The sequence below is a fragment of the Streptomyces stoeckheimensis genome, assembly GCF_045822005.1.
Taxonomy (GTDB): Bacteria; Actinomycetota; Actinomycetes; order Streptomycetales; family Streptomycetaceae; genus Streptomyces; species Streptomyces stoeckheimensis.
Window position 1 is genome coordinate 5,183,763 of record NZ_CP169550.1, and the last position, 23,094, is coordinate 5,206,856.

General features: G+C 72.6%; 26 protein-coding genes. 8 read left to right on the forward strand and 18 right to left on the reverse strand.

Annotation, left to right across the window (positions count from 1 at the left end):
* Window positions 1-76: 76 nt before the first annotated feature.
* Window positions 77-373 (forward strand): hypothetical protein, encoded by a 297-nt coding sequence (locus ACE1OC_RS23725; protein WP_351376488.1) that lies wholly within the window; start codon window positions 77-79, stop codon window positions 371-373.
* Window positions 374-391: 18 nt separating this feature from the next.
* Here the strand turns inward: ACE1OC_RS23725 and ACE1OC_RS23730 are convergent, their stop codons facing one another.
* Both ACE1OC_RS23730 and ACE1OC_RS23735 read right to left on the reverse strand, forming a co-directional pair.
* Window positions 392-886 carry a nitroreductase/quinone reductase family protein gene (locus ACE1OC_RS23730; protein WP_407838700.1) on the reverse strand — a complete coding sequence of 165 codons (495 nt, stop codon included), beginning with the start codon at window positions 884-886 and terminating at the stop codon, window positions 392-394.
* Window positions 883-1,611, reverse strand: coding sequence for an NAD(P)H-binding protein (locus ACE1OC_RS23735; RefSeq protein WP_407838701.1), 729 nt, complete (start codon window positions 1,609-1,611; stop codon window positions 883-885). Before ACE1OC_RS23735 ends, ACE1OC_RS23730 begins: the two co-directional genes overlap by 4 nt.
* A gap of 59 nt (window positions 1,612-1,670) precedes the next feature.
* Here ACE1OC_RS23735 and ACE1OC_RS23740 point away from each other — a divergent pair, with 59 nt between their 5' ends.
* Window positions 1,671-2,084 carry a winged helix-turn-helix transcriptional regulator gene (locus ACE1OC_RS23740; protein ID WP_407838702.1) on the forward strand — a complete coding sequence of 138 codons (414 nt, stop codon included), beginning with the start codon at window positions 1,671-1,673 and terminating at the stop codon, window positions 2,082-2,084.
* Window positions 2,081-2,869, forward strand: coding sequence for a DUF4239 domain-containing protein (locus ACE1OC_RS23745; protein WP_407838703.1), 789 nt, complete (start codon window positions 2,081-2,083; stop codon window positions 2,867-2,869). The genes ACE1OC_RS23740 and ACE1OC_RS23745 overlap by 4 nt, the downstream gene beginning before the upstream one ends.
* Window positions 2,870-2,904: 35 nt before the next feature.
* On the opposite strand, the gene ACE1OC_RS23750 is transcribed toward ACE1OC_RS23745, so the two are convergent.
* From ACE1OC_RS23750 to ACE1OC_RS23765, 4 genes are all read right to left on the reverse strand, one after another.
* Complete coding sequence (locus ACE1OC_RS23750) at window positions 2,905-3,303, reverse strand: VOC family protein (RefSeq protein WP_407838704.1); 399 nt, start codon at window positions 3,301-3,303, stop codon at window positions 2,905-2,907.
* Between the two features lie 21 nt (window positions 3,304-3,324).
* Entirely contained in the window at window positions 3,325-4,248 is a 924-nt protein-coding gene (locus ACE1OC_RS23755) for a sigma-70 family RNA polymerase sigma factor (protein WP_407841657.1), read from the reverse strand.
* Between the two features lie 185 nt (window positions 4,249-4,433).
* Window positions 4,434-5,012 (reverse strand): hypothetical protein, encoded by a 579-nt coding sequence (locus tag ACE1OC_RS23760; RefSeq protein ID WP_407838705.1) that lies wholly within the window; start codon window positions 5,010-5,012, stop codon window positions 4,434-4,436.
* A gap of 36 nt (window positions 5,013-5,048) precedes the next feature.
* Entirely contained in the window at window positions 5,049-5,687 is a 639-nt protein-coding gene (locus ACE1OC_RS23765) for a LysE family translocator (RefSeq protein WP_407838706.1), read from the reverse strand.
* Window positions 5,688-5,831: 144 nt separating this feature from the next.
* Between ACE1OC_RS23765 and ACE1OC_RS23770 the strand changes: the two genes are divergently transcribed.
* Entirely contained in the window at window positions 5,832-6,374 is a 543-nt protein-coding gene (locus ACE1OC_RS23770) for a GNAT family N-acetyltransferase (protein WP_407838707.1), read from the forward strand.
* Here ACE1OC_RS23770 and ACE1OC_RS23775 read toward each other — a convergent pair.
* Entirely contained in the window at window positions 6,364-7,227 is an 864-nt protein-coding gene (locus ACE1OC_RS23775) for a sporulation protein (protein ID WP_407838708.1), read from the reverse strand. The genes ACE1OC_RS23770 and ACE1OC_RS23775 overlap by 11 nt on opposite strands.
* Window positions 7,228-7,325: 98 nt before the next feature.
* On the opposite strand from ACE1OC_RS23775, the gene ACE1OC_RS23780 reads away from it, so the two are divergent.
* On the forward strand, window positions 7,326-8,171 hold the full coding sequence (locus ACE1OC_RS23780) for a sporulation protein (RefSeq protein ID WP_407838709.1): 846 nt from the start codon (window positions 7,326-7,328) through the stop codon (window positions 8,169-8,171).
* A gap of 11 nt (window positions 8,172-8,182) precedes the next feature.
* Here the strand turns inward: ACE1OC_RS23780 and ACE1OC_RS23785 are convergent, their stop codons facing one another.
* Window positions 8,183-9,034: a LysR family transcriptional regulator gene (locus tag ACE1OC_RS23785; RefSeq protein WP_407838710.1), complete on the reverse strand. Its 852-nt coding sequence runs from the start codon at window positions 9,032-9,034 to the stop codon at window positions 8,183-8,185.
* Window positions 9,035-9,127: 93 nt separating this feature from the next.
* On the opposite strand from ACE1OC_RS23785, the gene ACE1OC_RS23790 reads away from it, so the two are divergent.
* On the forward strand, window positions 9,128-9,487 hold the full coding sequence (locus ACE1OC_RS23790) for a DoxX family protein (protein ID WP_407841658.1): 360 nt from the start codon (window positions 9,128-9,130) through the stop codon (window positions 9,485-9,487).
* Between the two features lie 33 nt (window positions 9,488-9,520).
* Here the strand turns inward: ACE1OC_RS23790 and ACE1OC_RS23795 are convergent, their stop codons facing one another.
* The 5 genes from ACE1OC_RS23795 to ACE1OC_RS23815 all read right to left on the reverse strand — a co-directional run bounded on the left by ACE1OC_RS23795 (window position 9,521) and on the right by ACE1OC_RS23815 (window position 13,050).
* On the reverse strand, window positions 9,521-10,111 hold the full coding sequence (locus ACE1OC_RS23795) for a hypothetical protein (RefSeq protein ID WP_407838711.1): 591 nt from the start codon (window positions 10,109-10,111) through the stop codon (window positions 9,521-9,523).
* Between the two features lie 279 nt (window positions 10,112-10,390).
* Window positions 10,391-10,678, reverse strand: a complete 288-nt coding sequence (locus ACE1OC_RS23800; protein WP_407838712.1) for a type II toxin-antitoxin system RelE family toxin — start codon at window positions 10,676-10,678, stop codon at window positions 10,391-10,393.
* Window positions 10,679-10,681: 3 nt separating this feature from the next.
* The gene (locus ACE1OC_RS23805) at window positions 10,682-10,963 is read right to left on the reverse strand and encodes a type II toxin-antitoxin system prevent-host-death family antitoxin (protein WP_407838713.1); all 282 of its coding nucleotides are present in this window, start codon (window positions 10,961-10,963) and stop codon (window positions 10,682-10,684) included.
* 43 nt (window positions 10,964-11,006) lie between these two features.
* Window positions 11,007-11,867, reverse strand: a complete 861-nt coding sequence (locus ACE1OC_RS23810) for a TIGR03619 family F420-dependent LLM class oxidoreductase (protein ID WP_407838714.1) — start codon at window positions 11,865-11,867, stop codon at window positions 11,007-11,009.
* Window positions 11,868-11,961: 94 nt separating this feature from the next.
* Window positions 11,962-13,050: an ADP-ribosylglycohydrolase family protein gene (locus ACE1OC_RS23815; protein ID WP_407841659.1), complete on the reverse strand. Its 1,089-nt coding sequence runs from the start codon at window positions 13,048-13,050 to the stop codon at window positions 11,962-11,964.
* A gap of 706 nt (window positions 13,051-13,756) precedes the next feature.
* Between ACE1OC_RS23815 and ACE1OC_RS23820 the strand changes: the two genes are divergently transcribed.
* Window positions 13,757-14,845 carry a tyrosine-protein phosphatase gene (locus tag ACE1OC_RS23820; RefSeq protein ID WP_407838715.1) on the forward strand — a complete coding sequence of 363 codons (1,089 nt, stop codon included), beginning with the start codon at window positions 13,757-13,759 and terminating at the stop codon, window positions 14,843-14,845.
* Between the two features lie 48 nt (window positions 14,846-14,893).
* Here the strand turns inward: ACE1OC_RS23820 and ACE1OC_RS23825 are convergent, their stop codons facing one another.
* The 4 genes from ACE1OC_RS23825 to ACE1OC_RS23840 all read right to left on the reverse strand — a co-directional run bounded on the left by ACE1OC_RS23825 (window position 14,894) and on the right by ACE1OC_RS23840 (window position 21,660).
* Window positions 14,894-16,525, reverse strand: a complete 1,632-nt coding sequence (locus ACE1OC_RS23825) for a hypothetical protein (RefSeq protein ID WP_407838716.1) — start codon at window positions 16,523-16,525, stop codon at window positions 14,894-14,896.
* A gap of 94 nt (window positions 16,526-16,619) precedes the next feature.
* Window positions 16,620-19,211, reverse strand: coding sequence for a bifunctional FO biosynthesis protein CofGH (locus tag ACE1OC_RS23830; protein ID WP_407838717.1), 2,592 nt, complete (start codon window positions 19,209-19,211; stop codon window positions 16,620-16,622).
* Window positions 19,212-19,251: 40 nt separating this feature from the next.
* Window positions 19,252-20,040 carry an SDR family oxidoreductase gene (locus tag ACE1OC_RS23835; protein WP_407838718.1) on the reverse strand — a complete coding sequence of 263 codons (789 nt, stop codon included), beginning with the start codon at window positions 20,038-20,040 and terminating at the stop codon, window positions 19,252-19,254.
* Window positions 20,041-20,463: 423 nt separating this feature from the next.
* The gene (locus ACE1OC_RS23840; RefSeq protein ID WP_407838719.1) at window positions 20,464-21,660 is read right to left on the reverse strand and encodes a PLP-dependent aminotransferase family protein; all 1,197 of its coding nucleotides are present in this window, start codon (window positions 21,658-21,660) and stop codon (window positions 20,464-20,466) included.
* Window positions 21,661-21,787: 127 nt separating this feature from the next.
* Between ACE1OC_RS23840 and ACE1OC_RS23845 the strand changes: the two genes are divergently transcribed.
* Window positions 21,788-22,633 carry a hypothetical protein gene (locus tag ACE1OC_RS23845; RefSeq protein ID WP_407838720.1) on the forward strand — a complete coding sequence of 282 codons (846 nt, stop codon included), beginning with the start codon at window positions 21,788-21,790 and terminating at the stop codon, window positions 22,631-22,633.
* Window positions 22,634-22,802: 169 nt separating this feature from the next.
* Here the strand turns inward: ACE1OC_RS23845 and ACE1OC_RS23850 are convergent, their stop codons facing one another.
* Window positions 22,803-23,012 (reverse strand): DUF397 domain-containing protein, encoded by a 210-nt coding sequence (locus tag ACE1OC_RS23850; protein ID WP_250742597.1) that lies wholly within the window; start codon window positions 23,010-23,012, stop codon window positions 22,803-22,805.
* Window positions 23,013-23,094 lie beyond the last annotated feature (82 nt).

The following is a 23,094-nucleotide window of genomic DNA, read 5'->3' on the forward strand; positions in this document are numbered from 1 at the left end:
GCCCCGGATCGATCCTCCGATCCGGGGCCGCGGGCGTTGTCAGTGACCAGGGGTCGGGCGAGTCGTTGGGCCGGGCATGAACGCCATCAAGCGCAGCCTTGCCGCCCTCGTCCTGTCCGGAGGGGCGGCCCTCGCCCTCAGCCCCGCCGTCGCGCACGCCGCCGACGAGCCCGCCATCCAGGGGCCCCCGATCACCCAGCGCGTCGGCGAGATCGTCGACCACCCCGGGGGCGCCGTCAAGGACGCGAAGACGGCGGTGGAGATCACGGCCTCGGCCGCCGGGTCCGCGTCGAAGGCGACCGACGCCTCCCTCGGCGGAGCCGGGACCGCGCTGTCGTCCGGGCTGCCGAAGCCGCCGAAGGTGCGTGCCTGAGCGCTCGCCGCGCGAGGTTCAGCCGCCGGTGCGGGTGACCGTGCGGGTGACCAGGACCAGCGGGATGTCACGGCCGGCCGTCCGGGCGGCCGTGTCCCGGTAGGCCGCGTACGAGGGCATCGCGGCCACCACCAGCGGCCACAGCCGCTCCGTCTCCGCCGGGCTCGCGGGGCGGGCCAGCGCCGGGAAGGCCTCGGTGCCGACCTGGAGCGTGACGGCCGGGTCGGCGCACAGGTTGAGGTACCAGGCCGGGTGGTGCCCGGCCCCCGCGTTGGACGCCGTGAGGACGTACGCCGCGTCGGCGGCCTCCCCGTCGGGAACGTAGGCCAGCGCGGTGCGCCGCGGCACCCCGGAGCGGCGCCCCCGCGTGGTCAGCAGCAGGTCGCGGATCCCGGGCCGCGGCACCCCGCCGGTCTCCTCGAAGCGGCGGATGTGGTCCGCCACCCAGGGGTTCGGGCTGTCGGTGGGGGCCGGGCCCTTCGGCGCGGGCATCGCGGGCAGGGTGCCGGTCATGCCCCCGTCACCCCCGCGTGGGTCCGGTGCACGGTCGGGGCCAGCAGCTCGTCCAGGACGGCCCGGGCGAAGTCCGCGTGCCGGATCCGGGCGTCGGCGTTCGCCGGCGCGAAGGCGTAGCCGCGCCCGGCGGCGGTCGCGGTACCGGTCGCGGTCCCGGCCTCGGCTCCGGTCGCGGTCCCGGCCTCGGCTCCGGCGGCGGTCGTGGTCCCGGCTTCGGCTTCGGCGGCGGTCCCGGCTTCGGCCGCCTCCGTCGTGAAGTCGCCCGACGGGCTCAACACCGCCCAGTCCAGGCCCGCCGGTGCGGCCGCCCGCAGGGCCTCGGTGCCGGCGCCGTGGCCGACGTAGAACTCCCGCCACTCCTGCGGGTAGCCCGGGGTGTCCATCAACGGCTCCCCGGACCCCGTGGGGAGTACGGACGCCAGCCCGACGGACACCAGGCGTCCGACCCCGGCCCCGCCCAGCCCCGCCGCCAGCGCGCGGGCGGCCGCCGGGAAGAAGGCGCCGGGGACGGCCCCCGTGTCGTACACCGCCGCCACCGCCGCGTCGTGCCCGGCGGCGAGCCGCTCCACGTCCGCCGCCGAGGTGACGTCCCCGTCCGCCCGCCCGGCCGCGGTGACCTCGTGCCCCCGCCCCCGCGCCCGCGCCTCGGCGACGACGGCCCGGCCGACGCGGCCGCCCCCGCCGAAGACGATGATCTTGATGGTGGTCCCCTGGTTCGTCATGTCACGGACCCTAGGGGGAGGGGTGGTTACCGATCGGATACCGCCCTACCGTGTGGATCATGACCGAGAAGCAGGTGTCGCCGCAGCCGCAGCCGCCGCCGCCCCCACCCCTCGACCCCGAGATGTTCGACCCCGTCTGCCCCTCGCCGCTGGTGCCGTTCCGGATCGGCGACAAATGGGCCACGATGATCCTGCGCTGCCTCCAGGACGGCCCCCGCCGCTTCTCGGAACTCAAGGTCCCGCTGCGCGAGATCACCGCCAAGTCCCTCACCCAGTCCCTGCGCGGGCTCGAGCGCGACGGCTTCGTGGTGCGCACGGAGTACGAGGCCCCGGCGCGCCGGGTCGAGTACGCCCTCACCCCGCTCGGCCGGGGCCTGCTGGGCCCCCTGGACGCGGCGTGCGAGTGGACGCGGGAGCACTGGGACGAACTGCTCGACGCCCGGGAGGCGGGGGGCTCGTTGGGCAGGACATGATCCTCTGGTTGCTCAATCACCTCAGCACATTCGTCCTCGGCGTCCTGCTCGTCGGCGGCTTCGTCGCCCTCGCCATCGGCGGCAGCCTGGCCGCCCGCCGCCGCTTCCCGCACCTCGCGGACGGCGACCACAACGAGATGGTCGGGGTGGCCCTCGGGATGTTCGGCGCGATCTACGGCATCATCCTCGCCTTCGTCGTCGTCACCCTGTGGACGCAACTGGAGAACACCCAGACCATCGTCGCGACCGAGGCCACCGACCTGGCCCTCGTCGTCCGCAGCGCCGAGGCCTTCCCGCCGGCCGAACGCGCCCGCGTGGACCGGGCGGTGGGGGAGTACGTCCACGCCGTCGTCGAGATCCAGTGGCCCCTCATGCGCGAGGGCCGCCCCAGCTACGAGGCCACCGCCGACCAGACGCACGCCCTGTACACCGCCCTCCAGGCCTACGAGCCCTCCGGCCCCCGGAGCGAGACCTTCTACGGGGAGGCCGTCGTCCGCCTCAACGACGTGGCCGCGCAGCGCCGGGCGCGCGTGACGATGGCCGAGACCTCGCTGCCGCCGCTGCTCCAAGTGCTCGTGTACGGCGGAGCGTTGGTGATCCTCCCGCTCACCTTCCTCTTCGGGCTGCGGAGCCTGAAGATGCAGCTGCTGTTCGTCTCGGCGGTGGCGGGGCTGATCGGCTTCAGCCTGCTGCTGGTGATGGCCCTCGACCGGCCCTTCGCCGGAGAACTGAGCGTCAGCCCGGCGCCGTACAAGGAAGCGGCGCTGGCGCAGTTCTGGCGGTAGGGGCGGATGCGCGCAGCCCCGCCGCCGCCCCGCGTTCAGCCCCAGGTGCGGGAGGACAGGACGAGCTGATAGCCGTCGGGGTCGGTGACGGTGACCCCGTAGGTGTCCCAGTACGGGTTGTGGGCGGGCGTACGGGTCCCGCCGTGCTCCACGAGCCGGGCCACGAGGGCCTCGTCGGGGGCCTCGCCGAGGTAGACGACGAAGAGGTCCTCGGGGGTGGGGGAGGGGGCCACCGGGTTCTCCGGGTCGCGGGTCAGCTCGAAGTGCCAGCCGCCCCCGAGGGGCCCGACCATCAGCAGGTCGTGCTTCCCGGAGACCCGCTCGGTGGAGCGCCACTGCACGGCGAGCCCGAGCCCTCCCACGTAGAACCGCTCGGCGGCGGCCAGGTCGAGCGAGGGCCGGGCGATCCGGACGTGTGCACGTGAGTCGATCATGAAGGAGAGGGTACGGGTGCGTCAGGTGAGGGGGCCGAGGTCGACGAGGTCCAGCCGGTCGGGATCGGTGAGCACGTCGATGGCGGTGATCCGGCCGTCGGTGACCGTGAAGGCCATCACCGACATCAGCCGGCCCTCGACCACGCACAGCACGCCCGCGGCTCCGTTGACGAGCACGGGGCGGACGAACGGCGCGAGGGCGCTGTAGAGGGCCGCCTGGGACCCCACGATCCGGGCGCCGTTCAGGACCACCGACTGGCCGGCACGGGCCACGCCGCCGTCGGACCGCAGGACGACGTCCGGGTGGAGCAGGGAGAGGAGCGCGTCGAAGTCCCCGTCGCGGGTGGCCGCGAAGAACGCGCTGACCGCCTCGCGCTGCCGGGCCAGGTCCGGATCCGGCGCGGGAGCCCGGCCCTGGACCCGGCGCCGCGCACGGCTGGCGAGCTGCCGGGTGGCCGCCGGCGTCTTGTCGATCATCAGGGCGATCTCGTCGAAGGGCACGGAGAACATGTCGTGCAGCACGAACGCCAGCCGCTCCGCCGGAGCGAGGGATTCGAGCACCACGAGCAGCGCCAGCCCGACGGAATCGGCGAGCAGCACCTCCTGCTCGGGGTCGACCACGCCGCCCTCCCGGGCGAGGACGGGGTCGGGCATCCGCGGAGCACGGCCGGCCCCGTCCAGCCGGTCGTCGAGGGAGTCCTCCCGGCGGGTCGCGCGGGCGCGCAGCCCGTTCAGGCAGAGCCGGGCCACGACCGTCGTCAGCCAGCCGCCCAGGTTCTCCACGTCACCGACGTCGGAGCGGCTCAACCGCAGCCAGGCCTCCTGGACCGCGTCCTCGGCCTCACCGATCGACCCGAGCATCCGGTAGGCGACGGCCCGCAGATGGGAACGGTGCTCCTCGAAACGGAGGGTGAGGAGGCGCTGCGCGTCCGGGTCGGCGTGCACGTCGGCTTCGGCGTGCGCGTCCGCGTGCCCGTCGCCGCCCGCGTTCGTCTCCACGTCCACGTCCGCGCTCACGTCCACGTCCGCGTTCACGTCCGCGTTTCCGTCCGCGCCCACGCCCATACCCCCGTGCTGAGTCCCCGACCGGTCGTCGGCTCAGTAGATCATCCGGCCCTGCCGAAACTCCGCTACTTCCAGGGGTCCTTGGTCGGCATGCAGCCCAGCGCGCGGAGCCGGTCGTCGGTCTCCTTGAGCCCCTGGATCCCCTCGCCGATCTCCGCCCAGCCGATGGCGGCGGCCTCGGCGGCCTTCTCCTTGTTCGTCGGCGAGACGGCGAGGCCCGACGCGTTCAGCACCGTCGCCATGCCGGAGGAGAGGCGCTCGCGGGCCTTGGTCCAGGTGTCCTGGGTCTTCTGCTCGGGGATGTAGGCGACGGTGTACCCCCGGGCCTCCTCCAGCCGGGCCGACAGGGGGCCCAGGTCGATGACGATCTTGCCGTCCTCGTGCTGGCCCTGGGCTCTGAGAGCCTCGAAGATCAGCCCGTGGAGCAGCTTCTCGCCGCCGGTGCCGTACCACTGGATCACGCCCGGGCCGGGGTCCACCGGCCCCGTGGCGCTGGGGGTCGGGGCGGTGAAGGTAGGCGCGGGCTTGAAGCTCACGTTCGTCTTCGGCGGGGTGATCTCGGGCTCCCCCGCACATCCCGTGAGCAGGGCGGCGCCGACGGCGCCGACGGTGACGAGCGGCACGAGCGGTAAGCGGACGCGCATGCTTCCCCCTGGGAAGGTTTCGGGTCGGGCTCCGGATCAGTCCTTGCGCCCGGTCGCGGCGACGGTCACACCCAGACCGATCATCGCCAGCCCGCCGGCCCCGCCGACGGCGGAGAGCCGCTGCGGCGACCGCGAGAACCAGCTCCGGGCGGTTGCGGCAACCATGCCCCAGGCACTGTCGCAGACTACGGCGATCAGGTTGAACACGAGGCCGAGCGTGAGCATTTGGGCCGTCACGTGCCCCTGATCGCGGTCCACGAACTGCGGCAGGACGGCCGCGAAGAACACGATCGTCTTCGGATTGGCCACCCCGACGGCGAACCCCTCCCACAGCGACCGCCAGCTCCCGTACGCGGCTGCGCCCGCCCCGAACTCCGCGCGCAGCGCATGCCGCTGCCGGAAGGCCTTGATCCCCAGGTAGACGAGGTACGCGGCCCCCGCGAGCTTGAGCGCCGTGAACACGAGCACGGACCGCTCCACGACGGACCCCACCCCGAAGGCAACGGCGACGACGAGCACGTACGCCCCGAGCGTGTTCCCGGCCACCGTGATCAGCGCGGCCCGCCACCCCTGGGACAGCGCCCGACCGATGACGAAGAGCACGCTCGGCCCGGGGATGAGGATCAAGAGCAACGACATGGCGGCGAACGCCAGCAGCCGGTCAGTGGACACCATGCGCGTCATCGTTCCGGACGGGTGGGGGGAGGGGAAGGGATTATTGGACGGGCGGGCGGGCAGGCGAGCAGGCGGGCGGGCGGACGGGGCCGCTCCGGCAACAATCGAGTTGCCGCCGACCGGACGGTCGGATAGGAAGCTCGCATGCTAAAAGGCAACACCGTGGGGCTCAGGGCCCGCCACGAGGACGACATCCCCCTCCTCCATGCCGGTCTGCACGACGACGTGGTCACCGCTTCGCGGGCCACCGCGAACCCGTGGCGGCCGCTCACGGCCGGCTCGGAGGCCCTGCCGTTCCAGGTGGACGACAAGGAGCAGGGCCACGTGCCGTTCTCCGTGGTGGACCTGGAGAGCGGAGCGCTGGTCGGCACCGCGACGCTGTGGGGCATCGACAACCACAACCGTTGCGCGCACGTCGGCCTCGGGCTGTTGCCGTCCGCGCGCGGCAAGGGCTACAGCACCGACGTGGTCGCGGTCCTGTGCCACTACGGCTTCGTCGTACGCGGCATGCACCGGCTGCAGATCGAGACGCTGGCGGACAACATTCCGATGATCCGCGCCTCCGAGCGCAACGGCTTCGTCCGCGAGGGCGTGCTGCGCTCCTCGGCCTGGGTGATGGGCGAGTTCCTGGACGAGGTCCTGTACGGCCTCCTGGCCCGGGACTGGAAGCCGGCCGTCACCGTCTGAGGCGGTCCAGGCCGGGCAGGTCGGCCAGCGCCTCGCGTACGCGGCTGCCGAGGTCGGCTTCGCCCAGCTCGTGATGGGCGACGGGGAAGGACAGCGCGGGCGGCTTCTCGTACCAGCCGATCCTGTCCCGGTCCCCGCGGCGGACGAAGACCAGCGCGCCGACCTGGCTGTTGAGGACGGTGGCCTCGATCTGGGCGAGGTCGTCGGCCTTCCGCCCGGAGTCCTCCAGGTAGTACGTCTGCAGGTAGCTGCGGCGCTGCTCGACGTACGGGACGGAGTCGCCGATCAGCTCCGCCTCCACGCGGTGGTACCCCTCGGCGAAGAAGGCGTCCATCACCGCCTCGTGCAGCGGCGGCGCCGCCACGTGCAGGAAGTCGATGTCCCGCACCACGTCGGCTCCGCCGGCTTCGACCGTGGTCACCACCGAGAGGTCGACGCCCGTGGACCGGCCGCCGAGTTCGGTGATCGGGCACTCCCAGGGCAGCCGTCCGCGGAACCCGATCCGGTGCTCCGCGCCGGGTGCGACCTCGGCCGAGGTCTCGTAGGCGACGGGCGTCAGCCGGGCCACCTCGTCCTCACGGGAGATGCCCTGCCAGGTCATGTACTTGGCCATGACCCGTACGTCGAACCGGTCGACCTTCAGCCCCGTACCACCGCCGCGGAACGCCACCTCGCCCCTCAGCCACTGACCGGGCTGCGCGTCCACCGTGGTGATGACGGCGTCGATCTCGGGCGGTTCGACGTCACCGGAACCGGAACCGGAACCGGAACCGGACCTGGCACCGGTACTGGCGCCGACACCGGCACTCCCGCCGCCACCGCGCCCGAAGCCGAAGAGCCTGCGCAGACCCACCTGTTCCTCCCCCGGAAAGTCAGGCACAGCCTAACCCCGGGCGGCTGAACGGCCTCCGGCTAGGCTCGTGCCACGTGGCGTGGGGGAGGGGGCCGACGATGGCGTTCCGCAAACTGTTCGGGACGGTTCGGGACGAGGGTGGCGAGGGCACGGAGCCCGTCGAGCCGCCCGAGATCGACACCCGGATCAGTACCCTCACCCTCCGGCCCGGCACGGAGGTCAGCGGCCGGCTGCTGATCCGCGCCGGCGGAGCCGACCTGCGGATCGCCGACATCGTCCTCCGGCCGGTCGCCACGATGTACCGGTCGGACGGCGAGGTCATCACCGACCACCTGGCGTACTTCCACGCCGGGGTGTCCCGCTTCGACGTGCCGGCCGGCACCGAGCGGCAGGTGCCGGTCACCGGACGGCTGCCCTGGAGCGTCCCGTTCACCGACTTCGCCGGCCGGGCCCTCGGCATCGACCTCTCGCTGCGGACCAGGATCGTCCTGGGCGACGACGCGAAGGACGGCGCGAAGACCGTGCTCACCGATACCGACTTCCTGCACGTGGACCCGCTGCCCGCCGTCCGTGCCGTGCTCGACGCCTTCGGCGAGCTCGGCTACCTGGAGCGGCACTCCCACCTGGTCAAGGACCAGATCAAGGACTCCGAGCAGATCGCGGAGGAGTTCCAGCCCGTCTTCCTCACCGACCCCAGCGGCGGCCGCACGGACTTCCCGGAGCTCGAACTCGCCTTCGACACCAACCCGGTGGGCACCATCTGCCACCTCCGCCTGCCCGCGCCGGACGTCTTCACCTGGGACGCCAAGCCCGGCACGGTCTGGTTCCCGGCAGCCCACCACGAGGTCTCCTACGCCGACCTCACCGCCCGCGCCGCCCGGGCCCTGGAGGACCTCGCGGAGTTCTACCGCCGCCGGCCGAAGAAGGCCCGCGCACGGAGGTAGGCCGCTCCGGATCAGTGACGGTAGGCGGTTGCCGCGATCCCGATGAAGGAACGGATCAACGGGTTGGTGTCGTCCTCGTTGCACACCACCACCACGCGGCTCGGCGCCATGTCGACCAGCGGCACCACGGCCAACTCCGCGGGCAGGTCGTGTCCGAGGGGGGCCAGGCCGACCGTGCCGTTCCACAGCACGGCGTGCAGGCATTCCTGGACGGCGCGCACCACGGGGCCCTCACGCGGCGTGCTGCCGTTCCAGTACGACTGCCAGACGGGGTCGGTGCCCCGGGGGAACTGGAACCAGCGGCGGTCGCTCAGATCGGCCAGCCGCAGCCGGTCGCAGCGGGCCAGCGGATCGTCGGCGCGCAGCACCACGCCGACCGGATCGGCGCGCAGCGTACGCACGGTCAGGGCGGTCTCGTCGAACGGCGCCCGGGTCAGGGCGACATCGACCAGTCCGGAGCGCAGCCCGCACGTCGGGTCGGTCAGATCGGTCTCGCGGATGCGGATGTCGATGCCGGGGTGGGCTCGGCGGTAGGCGGCGGCCAGCCTGGCCACTCCCGGGTCGGTGCCGTCACCCAGGATGCCGACGGTGAGGGTCGCGCCGTCGGCCGCCGCGCTCACGCGCGCACGGACGCGGTCGGCGTGGTCGAGCAGGGCCCGTGCCTCGTCGAGCAGCACCGCGCCCACCGGAGTGAGCGTGACGCCGATGGGCGAGCGGGCGAACAGCAGGGCCCCGACGTCGCCCTCCAGCCGCTTGATCGCACGGCTCAGCGGCGGCTGACTCATGTGCAGCCGGGTGGCCGCCCGGCCGAAGTGGAGTTCCTCGGCGACGGCCACGAAATAGCGCAAGGTCCGTAGCTCCACGCTGCAACGATACCCATCGGGTATCGGCGCGGCGCGATGGGTCTTGGACGCGGCCCTGCCCCCGGCGGTGCACTGGTGGGCATGACCGCCGCCATGAACATCGCCTACTGGATCCTCGCGGGATCGCTCGCCCTCTTCTACCTCTACGCGGGCACGCTCAAGGTGATCCGAACCCCTGATCAGCTCCGGCCCATGATGTCCTGGGTCGACCGCATCCCCTTGCCCGCCCTCAGGGCCCTCGGCACGGTCGAAGTGCTCGGCGCGACCGGCCTGATCCTGCCGCCGCTGACGGGGATCGCGCTCCCCCTGGCAGCGGCAGCGGCCGGCGGCTTCGTCCTCCTCCAGGCAGGGGCGATTGCCGTCCACCTGACGGGCGAAGACCGCCGGATCGCACTCAACGTCGGGCTCGTCACCACCGCTGCCGTGACCCTCTGGCTGGCCACCGGGCTGTGAGGGAGCGCGGCCCGCGTCCGGCCGTCAGGACCCTCAGCCGGCCTTCTTGATCAGTTCGACCTGCAGCGTGGACATGCGGTTCCTGTTGTTGGTGTCGTAGATGCCCGCCTGGACGTACGCCACGACATTGCCGACGCGCATGACGGTACGGGCGCTGGACTCGCTGATGGCGAACGACTCGGTTTCGTCCGCGCCGGTTGTGAGCTTGGTCGGTTCGGGTGCGGGCTCAAGGCTCGCTATCTTGGCTGCCATGCCCTTCACCGCGGCACTCGCGGCCTGCTTCGAATCGAACGAGAAGAGGGTGAACTCGACCTCGTCGTCGTCGGCATTGCCCCTCACGGCGGCCTCCTTGTGGCCTGCGGCCACCAAGCCGGTGCAGGGAGTGTTGGTGTCCTTCTCGCATTGCTTGCGCGCCGGTTCTCCCTCGATCGCCGCCAAGTCGTCGCCGACGAAGACGTCGCCCAGCACCTCGTTGGTCGGCAGCGCCGCCCGCACCTGGTCCACCGACAGGGTGCCGGACTTCTTGCCCTTCCCGTCGCCGCTTCCGATCCCGACGACGCCCACGGGCGAATCCGCGGCGTCCCCGTCACTCCCACAGCCGGTCAGCGCCGCCACCAGCGCCACGGCACACGCGGTCCCCCGCACAACGGACTTCACTCTGAACTCCCCATCATTCTCCACACCTTGAAGATCCCTACTTAATCACCCGGCGCGTGTTCGGCTTGTATCGGGATGGGGATGGGAGCGGAGGGGGCTCTACGGAGTATCCGCAGCTCAGGGCCCGCGTACGGGGCCGAGGCGGGCTACGGCATGCGCATCGTGGAGGCCGTCGCCGCCGACTCGGGGGTCAGGGACCGGCTGGTCGGGAAGACGGTCTGGGCGGAGCCGGCGGTGCGGGCGCCGTCAGTGGCCCCCTGGACGGTGGTGATCGGAGGCGAGCACCCAGATGAGGAGCCGGCCGTCCTCGATCGTGTAGACGGCCTGGTAGTCGCCGACGTGGAGGCGGAGCCACCGGCGTGAGGGGTTCCCGTGCAGGGCCCTGGTGTCGAAGGCCGTCGTGTCCCCCGCCGTGAGGGCGTTCTGGAACTCCGTCAGCCGTTGCAGGATGCGCAGGGCGTCAGGGCGGGGGACTCCGAGCAGGTCACGCTGTGCGTGGCGGGTGAGGCGGGCGACGTAGGCGATCGATCCCATCGGTCAGCACTCTTCGTGGCGGAGGACGGCGGCCATCTCGTCGAGCGTGGCGGCCCCTGCGGCCCCTGCGCGCTCGGCTTCGTCGGCCAGTCTGTTCAGCCACGCGTCCTCGGCCTCGTCCGCGAGCCGGCGGAGCTGCCGGTACTCCTCGATGCCGATCACGACGGCTTCCTGCGTGCCGTCGCGCGTGATGATCGTGGGGACGCCTTCGCGGTGCGCGCGGTCCACGGCGCCCGCCAGGTGGCTGCCCACTTCGATCATGGACTCGATCACAGGCTCACTCATGCAGTGAATGTACCGAATGTGCATGAATGTGCCTGTGTGGCTCTCACAGGTACTGGGCGAACTCGTCCAGGACGCGCAGGATCGCGGGCTCGCCCTCCGAGGGGAGCTGGAGGACGACCTCCTCGATGCCCAGGTCGGCGTAGTGGGACATTTTGCCGGGGGTGGGCTGGACGGCGTACGGGACCACCTGGAGGGACTTGGGGTCCCGGCCCGCGGCCTCCCAGACCTGGCGCAGCGCGGGGAGGGACTCCGTCAGGCCGCCGCCGCCGATCGGGAGCCAGCCGTCGCTGTGGTCGGCGATGGCCGCGAAGAGCTTCGGGCCGGCCTGGCCGCCGATCAGGGTGCGGGGGCCGTACAGGGGGACGCCCGGGGCGAGTTCGCGCGGGGGCTGGACCGGCTTGGGGTGGGCCGAGCTGGCCTGGACGGAGGAGAACTGGCCCACGTACGCCGTGGGGTGCGGGGACCACAGGGTCCGCATCAGGGCCATGCGGTCGCGGACCAGTTCGCGGCGGGTGCGCCACTCGACTCCGTGGTCGGCGGCCTCCTCGACGTTCCAGCCGTAGCCGATGCCGAGGGTGACGCGGCCGCCGGACAGGTGGTCCAGCGTGGCGACCTGCTTCGCGAGGTCGATGGGGTCGTGTTGGGCGACGAGGGTGATGCCGGTGCCGAGGTGGAGCCGCTCGGTGACGGCGGAGGCCTGGCCCAGGGCGACGAAGGGGTCCAGGGTGCGCCCGTAGCAGTCGGGGAGCTCGCCGCCCATGGGGGCGGGGGTCACGCGGCTGACCGGGATGTGGGTGTGCTCGGGGAGGTAGAGGCCGGAGAAGCCGCGTTCCTCCAGTGCGCGGGCGAGCGGGACGGGAGCGATGGTGCGGTCGGTCAGGAAGACGGTCGTGGCGATCCGCATGTGCGCTGACACCTCCGTGGTCTGGGGAGGGCCAAAGTACGGCTTCGCGCGTGCGGAGGGCAGGGGCGTGCGTCGGCCACGGCCGTGGCGGTGGTCACCCCCGCGGGTACCGGGTCAGCCAGTTGGTGGAGGTGGCGGTCGGGCCGTGGAGGGCGGGGCCCTGGGTCATCTCCAGGGCGAAGTCGTCGGCGAGTTCCAGGACCGTGGCGCGGCCTTCGAGGCCGGCGAGCCAGGCCGCCGGGAGGGCCGTCTCACCGTGCTGGGCGCCGAGCAGGGAGCCGCACAGGGCGGCGGCGGCCGCGGAGTCGCCGCCGTGGTTCACGGCGAGGCGCAGGCCGTGGGCCACGTTCTCGGCGACGAGGGCGCAGTACACGGCGATGGCGAGGACCTCCTCGGCGTAGCGGCCGTAGCCGGGGGACAGGCCCTCGACCGTCTGCGGCGACGGGGCGCCCGTGGTGACGGCGCCGAGCGCGCGCTGCAGGGCGTCCGTGACGGGCTGGTGGCCGGGGCGGACGCCGAGCAGGCCCAGTGCGCGCTGGACGGCGGCGTCGAGGGACTCGCCGCGGGTCAGACCGTGGACGATGACGGCGTGGGCGCCGGCCGACAGGTACGCGGTGGGGTGTCCGTGGCTCTGCGCGGCGCACTCGATGGCGAGCTGGAGGACCAGGGCCGGCTCCCAGCCGACCAGCAGCCCGAAGGGGGCGGAACGGGTGGCGGCGGCCGGGTCCAGGGCGGTCGGGTTCTTCGGCTGGGCGAGCGTGCCGAGGACTCCGTCGGCGAAACCGGTCAGGCAGGAGCGGTCGGGGGAGCGCCGGGCGTAGAGCCACTCCTCCTGGGCGAGCCAGCCGTTGTCCTCGCGGCGCTCGTCGGGGCCCCAGTCGCTCTGGGTGAGGGCCCAGCGGAGGTACGCGCGGTGCACGTCGGTCGGCGGGTGCCAGGCGCCGGTGTCCCGGCGCACGTGGGCCCGTATCAGGCCGTCCACGGTGAAGAGGCCGAGCTGCGTGGCGGCGGTGACCGTGGCCCCGGGGGTCGGCTCGGTCAGGCCCGCCGGGCCGTGGGCTTCGAGGAGCTCGGGGAGGGAGAGCGGGGCGACGGGCGAGCCGAGGGCGTCGCCGATGGCGGAGCCGAGGAGGGTTCCCCTGACGCGGCTGCGGAAGTCCTGCTGCTCGGTGCGGCCCCACAGGCCGGTGGTGACGGCGGCGCGGCCGCCGATGGTCGCGCCGGCGGCGGGGCCGGTGGCGGGGCCGAGGCTGGTGGCTCCGCCGGTGGGGGCGGGGGGCAGCGCCGGCTGGAGGGGCTGGGCTGCCCCGGGCCTGCTCTGTTGCTCCCCGGACGTTTCCGTCGTCGCCGTGTCCATTTCGATCCCCCCGGACTGCCCGCGCGTGTTCTGGCGGGCACTGTAGTGGACAGTACCGATCGGGTCCGGAAGTAGTCGGTCACGGGGGCCGTATGGAGACGCGGAACGGCCGGATTCCGCCGGTGGCCGGTCGGGGTGCCCGCCACTGCCGTCCCGGCGGGGGGCCGGTGGGCGGGTGCGGGTGGTCCGGCCCTGCGGGGCGGGGTCCCCTACCCGCCCTTCCACCGTTCCCCGGGCTCTGCCCGGACCCCCTGGGGCTCCGCCCCAGACCCCGGTCCTCAAGCGCCGGACGGCTGGAAGGGCCCGGGCCGGGGCAAATCCAGCCCCTCCGGCGTTTGAGGAGCGGGGGTCCGGGGGGCTGGTCCCCGGCGACGGCGCCGCGCTGCAAAGCGGCGGGTACGGGGCGCGGCCCGGTTCCCCCGTTCCCGCGCCGGCCAGGCGGGTGGCACGTTTTGACAGTTGCCTTCCCGCCGGGCGGTTTCGGCCATGCCGTGTTCACGTGGCGTTCGTCGGGGGCCAAGAGCCTCGGGGCATGAAGAAGGCACTGCTCGCCGCGACCGTCGTCGCCTCCACGCTCACCGTCGCCCTCGTCGCGGCCCCCACCGCCTCCGCTTCCGCCTCCGGGTGGGACCTCCCCTGGGGCGGCCGGCACCACGGCCACTCCTCCATCCCCTTCACCGAGGCCACCGTCACCGCCGGTGCCGACGGGGCGTACACGCTGAAGTGGAACGCCAAGGGCACCAAGCGCGTGGAGATCAAGGCGAACGGCAAGGTCGTCGCCAAGGGCGGCGCCCAGGGCGAGGCCGTGGTCGGCGGGCTGCCCGCCGCCGACCGGCAGTGGTTCGACTTCGAGCCCGAGCGTGGTGAGGGGCTGCGCCTGGCCGACCGGCTGATCACGCTCGAAGGCACTGTCAACTTCCGTGACGCGGGCGGCTACCGCACCACCAATGGCCAGTGGGTCAAGATGGGCGAGATCTACCGCTCCGACGCCCTGAACAAGCTCACCGACAACGACCTCGCCAAGCTCCAGCGCCTCCGGGTCAAGACGATCTTCGACCTCCGCATGGAGAGCGAGCGCACCAAGGACGCCGACAAGGTCCCGGCCGGCGCGCACTACGTCGTCGCCGACGTCTTCGCGGGCTCCGGCTCGTTCCAGGCCATGCCCAGGACCCCCGACGAGGCCGTCAAGGCCATGGTCGACGCCGAAAAGGCGATGGTCAGCGGGGAGGGCGGCAAGAAGGCGTACACCCAGGTCTTCGAGGGCTTCGAGCGCGACCGCGACCGCGGCGTCCTGTTCCACTGCACCGCGGGCAAGGACCGTACGGGCTGGGCGAACGCCTCCCTGCTGACCGCCCTCGGCGTGCCGAGCGAGACCGTGATGGCCGACTACCTGGCCAGCAACGACTACCGCAAGGCCGCCAACGACGCGATCCTCTCGCACCTGCCGGCCGCCCAGGCCGCCGTCTACAAGCCGATGCTCGACGTGCGCCCGGAGTACCTCAACGCCGGTTACGAGGAAGTCCGGTCGAAGTTCGGCAGCTTCGACGAGTACCTCGAGAGCGGCCTCGGCATCGACGGCCGCGAGCTGAAGCAGCTGAAGAAGGACCTCCTGGTCGGCTAGGAAGCCCTTCCCGGACGGGCGCGGACCCCCGCGCCCGTCCGGCGTGGGTCACGGGGTGACGACGACCTCGTCCTCGCGGCTGCTCGAGTAGAAGTGGGGCGTGGTGACGTACACGTACCGGGTGATCCAGGTGCCCGTCACGTTGGCGGGGAACTTCCTGGAGAAGCTGCCGTCCGCAAGGGTCCTGGTGGAGCCCATGGCCTTCCACGCCGTGGTTCCGGAGGCCTTGAAGTAGTAGTGGACGGTCGCGCCGACCACCGGCTTCCGGGCGGCGTCGGCTTCGGTGAGCTTGCCGGTGACCGTGATCGGCTGGCCCTTCTTGACCGGCTCGGGCGCGGCGTTGAAGTCCGAGATGGCCGTCGCCTTCCGGTCGAGCAGCCGGACGGCGGGCGTGACCGAGCCGCGGATGTCCGGGGTGTCGGCGAACTGCAGTCGCAGGAAGCCCGGTCCGGGGTTGCGGATGGTCGGGTTGAGGTACTCCGTGCTGTTGCCGGACTCGACGCGGACCGAAGCCGAATTGATCGTGGTCCAGCCGGTCTTGCCGTCCGCCGAGTGCTGGATGTCCACGTCCGCCCACCTGGCGGTGCCCGACGGGATCTCGACGAGGTTGAGCTTGGCCCTCAGGAACACGGCCCCCGACGCGTACAAGTTGGCCGTGAAGTCGGAGAAGGAGGTCCCGCCCGTGGTGTTCACCGTCAGGCTCTGTTCGGGTGCGGACGCCCAGGGCGAGTCGGTGCGGACCCGCCACGGGTCGTCGTCGTTCGCGGGGAAGGGGAAGGACCCCTCGAACCGGCCCGCGCCGTCCGTCGTCACGTACGCGGCCGGCGCGGAGCCGCGGTCGACGGCGATCCTCATGCCGACGGGTGCCGGCTTCCACGTGCCGTCGGGGGCCTTCCAGGTGACGGTGCCGCCGACCTTGGCGTTCGTGCCGAAGGGGCCGGTCAGGTCCGGGGAGTCCGGGGTGATCCGTGCCGTCGCGGCCGACGTCACGGCCACCGGCAGGGACTCCTGGTCCTTGATGCCGTTCGCCTCGCCCGCGAGGTGGACGTACGTGGCGTCGTGGTCGACCGCCTTCGCACCGGACTCGGCGCCGTTGACCGTGATCTTCGACGCGAAGTGTCCCTGGGCGTCGGGCGTCACCGGTGTGGTGACCGTGCCGGTCCGGGCCGTGAAGGTGCCCGGATAGGGCTTCAGCGCGCCGTTGCGGGGGTCGTAGAGCTTGATGTCACCCGAGACCACCGTCTGCGGGTCCGCGAGGGACACCGGCTTCGAGGCCTTCAGGTTCGTGAAGGACGGCCGCACCTGGTAGTTCAGGCTGGTCTTGTCCTTGTGGGAGACGGGTTCGCCCTGGGGGCCGTCGTACTCCACGTCGACGGCGTACTCACCGAGCGCGGCGAGCTTCAGCGGGGCGGTCTGGACCCCCTCGGGGGCGGCGGTGAAGCCCGTGACGGTGGCGACCCGCGCGGTCGTGCCCTTCTTGCGCAGGTGCACCTTGAGGTCCTTGGGCAGCGGCTCGGTGCCGAAGTCCAGGATGACCCGCTCGTGCACCACGCTTGCGCTGAACTGCAGCGGTTTGAAGGCGGCGGCGGCCTGGGCGGCCGTGGTGGGCACGGCCAGCGCGGCGGCCCCCAGTCCCAGGACGGTCGCTGTGCAGAGCACGGCGTTGATGCGGTTGTTCATGAAACCCCCGGAGATGCGTTCGACGATCTCTGATGAGACCGCCGAACGCGTCCCAGGGTTGTACGGGGACGTACGGAAGCCGGAAGCCCTGGTGTCAGTCCAGGACCGGCAGCAGCTCCGGCAGGTGCCCGTCCGAGGCGCGGGCCGCGGCCTGGCGTTCCTCCGGGACCTCGCCGTAGAGGGTCGTACGGGCCCTCGCGGGCCGCCCGGCCGCCTCGGCGACGGCGATCAGGTCCTGGACGGACTTGTACGAGCCGTAGCTCGACCCGGCCATCCGGGAGATGGTCTCCTCCATCAGGGTTCCGCCCAGGTCGTTGGCGCCCGAGCGGAGCATCTCGGCCGCGCCGTCCGAGCCCAGCTTCACCCAGCTGGTCTGGATGTTGGTGATGTGCGGGTGGAGAAGGATGCGGGCCATCGCCGTCACCGCCCGGTTGTCGCGCACCGTCGGGCCGGGGCGGGCGATGCCCGCCAGGTAGACGGGGGCGTTGGTGTGGATGAACGGCAGCGTCACGAACTCCGTGAAGCCCTCCACCCCCTTGGCCCGCGCCTCCTGCTGCATGCGCGCCAGGGTGCGGAAGTGGCCCAGCCAGTGGCGGGGCTGGTCCACGTGGCCGTACATCATCGTGGAGGAGGAGCGGATGCCGAGCTCGTGCGCCGTCGAGACGACGTCGATCCAGTCGGCCGTCGGCAGCTTGCCCTTGGTCAGGACCCAGCGGACCTCGTCGTCCAGGATCTCCGCCGCCGTTCCGGGGATGGAGTCGAGGCCGGCCTCCTTGGCCGCCGTCAACCAGTCCCGTACCGACATTCCCGTGCGGGTCGCGCCGTTGACGACCTCCATCGGGGAGAAGGCGTGCACGTGCATGCCGGGGACGCGCTCCTTCACCGCCCGCGCGATGTCGAAGTAGGCCGTCCCGGGCAGGTCCGGGTGGATGCCGCCCTGCATGCACACCTCGACCGCGCCCACGTCCCACGCCTGGGCGGCCCGGTCGGCGACCTGGTCGAGCGAGAGGGTGTACGCGTCCGCGTCCGTGCGGCGCTGCGCGAAGGCGCAGAAGCGGCAGCCGGTGTAACAGACGTTGGTGAAGTTGATGTTGCGGGTCACGATGTACGTGACGTCCTCGCCCACCACGGACTTGCGCAGGTCGTCCGCGATCCGGCAGAGGGCGTCCAGCGCGGGGCCGTCCGCGTGCAGCAGGGCGAGCGCCTGCTCGTCGGTGAGCCGCGTCGGGTCGTCGGCGGCCTGCGCGAGCGCCGCCCGTACGTCCGTGTCGATGCGCTCGGGGACCATGCCGGGGGCCGCGGCCTCGCGCAGGGCCTCCCAGTCGCCGTAGACCTCGTCGAAGTCGTCGCGCCGGTCGGTGGTACGGCCCTGCGTGTCGATGGTGGTGTGCAGGTCGGTGCGCCCGAACGAGGCGAAGCCCTCGTCCGGCTCCTGCCACGGCCGGCCCTCGACGCTCGCGGACTCGTCCGCGAGCCCGGTCTCGGGGTCGGCCAGTGCGCGCACGTGGGGCAGCAGGCGCGGGTCCAGCCAGGGTTCGCCGCGCTGGAGGAACTCCGGGTAGATGGTGAGGCGTTCGCGGAGCTCGAAGCCGGCGTCGGCGGTTCGCCGCGCCAGCTCCTCGATGTGCGGCCAGGGGCGCTCGGGGTTCACGTGGTCGGGAGTGAGCGGGGAGACGCCGCCCCAGTCGTCGATGCCGGCGCCGATGAGCAGCGCGTACTCGGAGTCCACCAGGTTCGGCGGGGCCTGGATGCGGGCGCTCGGGCCGAGGATGTGGCGGGCCACGGCGATGGCCGCCGCGAGCTCCTCCAGCTCCGCGTCGGGCATGCCGCGCATCGCCGTGTCGGGCTTGGCCCGGAAGTTCTGGACGATGACTTCCTGGATGCCGTGGTAGCTGCGCTGGATCCGGCGCAGCTCGAAGAAGGCGTCCGCGCGCTCCGCGTAGGACTCGCCGATGCCGATCAGCACCCCGGTGGTGAAGGGGACGTTGGAGCGGCCCGCGTCCTCCAGGACGCGCAGCCGGACGGCCGGGTCCTTGTCGGGGGAGCCGTGGTGGGGGCCGCCGGGCTCGGACCACAGCCGGGTGGCGGTGGTCTCCAGCATCATGCCCATCGAGGGGGCGACGGGCTTGAGCCGCTGGAGGTCCGACCAGGACAGGACACCCGGGTTGAGGTGGGGGAGGAGGCCGGTCTCCTCCAGGACGCGGATGGCCATGGCGCGCACGTAGGCGAGGGTGTCGTCGTAGCCGTGAGCGTCGAGCCACTCGCGGGCCTCGGGCCAGCGGTCCTCCGGCCGGTCGCCGAGCGTGAACAGGGCTTCCTTGCAGCCCATGGCCGCGCCCTTGCGGGCTATGTCGAGGACCTCGTCGGGGGACAGGTACATGCCGTGGCCCTCGCGGCGGAGCTTGCCGGGGACCGTGACGAAGGTGCAGTAGTGGCACTTGTCCCGGCACAGCCGGGTGAGGGGGATGAACACCTTGCGCGAGTAGGTGATGACGCCGGGCCGGCCCGCGGCTTCGAGGCCGGAGTCCCGGACCCGGGCGGCGGAGGCGGCGAGGTCCTTCAGGGCCTCCCCGCGCGCCTGCAGGAGCACGGCCGCCTCGGTCGCGTCGAGCGCGACGCCGTCGCGGGCGCGACGGAGCGCCCGGCGCATCGAGTTCTCGGTCGGAGCGTCACTCGGAGTGGTCATGGCCCGAGCATACGATCCGCTCGCGCGCGCAAGGAGGGGCTCATCGCATCAGCTCCCCGGCGTTGACCAGCAGAGACTGGCCGGTTATCGCCCGTGCGCGGTCCGAGGCTAGGAAGGCGGCGGCATCGGCGACGTCCCCGTCGGTGGCCAGGTCGGGCAGCGCCATGCGGTCGGTGAGCCGGGCGTGGACCTCGGCCTCCGGCACGCCTTCGGTGTGCGCGGTGAAGGTGACGAAGGCCTGGACCGGGGGACCCCACATCCAGCCGGGGAGCACGGTGTTCACGCGGATGCGGTGCGGGCCGAGTTCGCGGGCCATGGAGTACATGGCGGAGGTCAGCGCGCCCTTGGAGGCGGCGTAGGCGGCCTGCTGCACCTCGTTGGGGGAGGCGATGGCGGACTGGGTGCCGATGATGACGACACTGCCGCCGGAGCGCTTCAGCGCGGGCAGTGCGGCGCGGGTCATCCTCAGCGTGCCGAGCAGGTTCACGTCGAGGATCTGCTGCCAGGTGCCGAAGTCGGCGTCTTCGAGGCCACCGAAGTACGAGTCCCAGGCGGCGACGTGGACGACGGCGTCGACCCCGCCGAACCGCTCCTGGGCGAGGGCGGCGAGGGCCTCGCACTGGCGCTCGTCGGAGATGTCGGTCGGCAGGTACGCGGTGTGCGTGCCGTCGGGGTCGATCTCGGCGGCGGACTTGGCGAGGTTGGCCTCGGTCCGCGCCCCGAGCACGGCGTTGCCGCCGTCGCGGACGACGGTGGCGGCCACCTGGTGACCGAGCCCGGCCCCTACGCCGGAGACGATGACGGTCTTGCCTTGCAGCAGCAGCGACATGGTGGGGGTCTCCTGACGGCCCGATGAATCTGACGGGGCGTCAGGCTACGGCGCGGGGCGCGGTGAGGGAAGTCCCCGGTGCGCCACCGTTGCCGGGGACCAGCCCCCGGACCCCCGCTCCTCAAACGCCGGAGGGGCTGGATTTGCCTCCGGCGGCGCCTCAAACGCCGGCGAGGCTGAATACGGCCGGCGCCGGGCAAATCCAGGGGTCCGGGCGGAGCCCGGGATCCCGGTTCGGGCGGGGTCGCACAATCCAGCCTCGCCGGCGTTTGAGGCGTGGGGTCTGGGGCGGAGCCCCAGGGGTCCGGGCGCGGCCCGGGGCCCCTTCCCAGCCCCGCCGGCGTTTGAGGCGAGGGTCCGGGCGGCGCCCGGGGAACGGTGGAAGGGTGGGTGGGGGACTTCGCCCCGCAGGGCCGCCCCGCGCTACGCGGCCAGGCGGCGGAGGCCCTCCGCGATCTCCTCCGGGGTGTGCGTCGTGAACGACAGGCGCAGGGTCCGCGGATCCGGGGCCGCCGCGAAGAACGGGGCCCCGGGAACGAAGGCGACCCCCCGGGAGGCGGCCGCGCGGAGCAGGGCCGTCGCGTCGTGGCCCTCGGGCAGCCGCGCCCAGACGAACATGCCGCCCTCGGGCCGGTTCCACGTGGACCCCGCCGGAAGCGCACCGGCCAGCCCCGCCAGCAGCGCATCCCGCCGGATCCGGTACGCATCCCGCACCCGCGCCACGTGCGCGTCGAGGTCCACCGCCCGCAGGTACTCCGCCACCGCCAGCTGGTCCACCGTCGAGGTGTGCAGATCCGCCGCCTGCTTCGCGAGCACCGCCCCGCGCAGCAGCGCGGCCGGCGCGCGCAGCCAGCCGAGCCGGAGCCCGGGGGCCATGACCTTGGAGAAGCTGCCGAGGAGCGCGGTGCGGTCCTCGGCCCCCGGGTGGGAGGCGAGCCGGGGCAGTGCGCGGCCCTCGTAGCGGAGTTCCCCGTACGGGTCGTCCTCCAGCAGCCACAGTCCGAGCCGGGCCGCGACCGCCGCGATCTCGGCGCGGCGGCCGGCGGGCAGGGTGCGGCCGGTCGGGTTCTGGAAGGTGGGGATCGTGTAGAGCAGCTTGGGGCGTTCGCGGGCGACGAGTTCGGCCAGCGCGTCCGGGAGGATGCCCCGGTCGTCGCACGGCACGGGGACCACCCGGGCGCCGGCGAGCTCGAACCCCTGGAGCGCCGCCAGGTAGGTGGGGTTCTCGACGAGCACCGTGTCGCCCGGCTCGATCAGCGCGGTGGTGATCAGGCCGAGCCCCTGCTGTGATCCGGTGGTGATCAGCAGGTCGTCCCCGGTGGTCGCCAGCCCCTGCCCGTCGAGCCGGGCCGCCACCGCCGCGCGCAGTTCGGGGGAGCCCTCGGTGGTCGAGTACTGGAGGGCGCGGCGGGCGGACCGCGCGAAGGCGGAGTCGTAGGCGGCGCGCAGGCCTTCGGTGTCGAAGAGCTCGGGTGCGGGCAGGCCGCCGGCGAAGGAGATCATGCCGGGCCGGGCGGTGACGGCCAGGATCTCGCGTACGGCGGAGGGGGCGGTCGTACGGATCCGGGCGGCGAAGGCCGGCGGGGGAGTGAGGGCGGAGGCGGGCGCTGAGGCGGGCACGTGAGCTCCTTCGGGAGGCGGGTGCGCGCATCGTAGCCGCGGGAAGGTGTAGATGGCATCTATGTATCGGATGCTGAACGGCCCCTGGGGACTCCCCATCTGACGTCGCATCAGCTAGACCGTCTCCATGACAGCAGACGAGCGGAACACCCGGGCCGACGACTACGCCGAGCTCGCCTCGGTCGGCCCCTACGGAGTCCACCCCGGCCATGCGCTGATCACCATGGTCGAACCGCACCCGGGCCACGAGTTCGCGTACAACCGCTGGTACGAGGACGATCACTACTACGCCGGCGCCATGGCCATGCCCTGGATGTACGCCGGCCGGCGCTGGGTCGCCACCCGCGAGCTCCAGGAGCTGCGCTACCCGGAGAAGTCGGCCGTGGCCCAGCCCGTGACCGCCGGGTGCTACATCTCCACCTACTGGGTCACCGAGGGCCGCTACGACGAGCACATGAAGTGGACCGTCGGCATCAACAAGCGCCTCAACCGCGACGGCCGGGTCTACCAGGACCGCACCCACGTCTTCACCGCGTTCCAGGACCACGAGGCCACCGTCTACCGGGACGGCGCCGCCGGCCCCCGAGACTTCCACGCCCTCGACCACCCGTACGGCGGGCTCGTGGTCCAGGTCATCGACGCGGAGGGCCCGGAGCAGCGGGCCGAGCTGCTGGAGTGGCTGCGCTCGCGCGCCCTGCCCAAGCGGCTGGCCGGCTCACCGGCCGCCCTGGTCACCGTCTTCCGGCCGACGCCGCTGCCCGGGGACCGGATGACCTACGTGAAGCAGGTGGAGGGGGTCGACACCCGGCTGACCCTGCTGTGGTTCCTGGAGGCCGACCCGCGCAGCTGCTGGGACCGGTTCCAGGGGCTGGACGCGGAGGTCGCGGAATCGGGGCTGGGGCGGGTGGAGCTGGTGGCGCCGTTCATCCCGACGGTGCCGGGGACGGACCGGTACGTGGATCAGCTGAGGTAGCCCGGGGGCCGCGGTTCGGGACCCGGGCCGGGGGTCCGGGGCCCGGACGTGGCCGAGCCCCCTCGGCAGGCGACGGCGGGCCGGTCGAGAGGGCTCCAGTCAGTGGTGCAGGTAGTGCAGGTGATGCTGGTTGTGCTCTTGCTTCTGGCCGTAAGGGTCGCCTCGATGTTCAGACGAGGCGTCCCAGCCGGCCCTCGGTCACATCGGCGACGAAGGAGGTCCAGGAGCCGGGCGCGAAGGTCAGGGACGGGCCGTCCTGCACCTTCGAGTCGCGGACCGCGATGGACTCGACGACGGGGGACTTGACCTCGACGCAGGCACCGTTGGCGGAGTACGAGGACTTGGTCCAGTTTTCCGTTGCGCCTTGACGAATAGCCATGTTTCTCTCCGGTTCAGCGAGTGGTTCCGGTGTCATGTCGGCCATTGCTCCGGCTGACGTGATCGACGCTACCCGCAGCTCC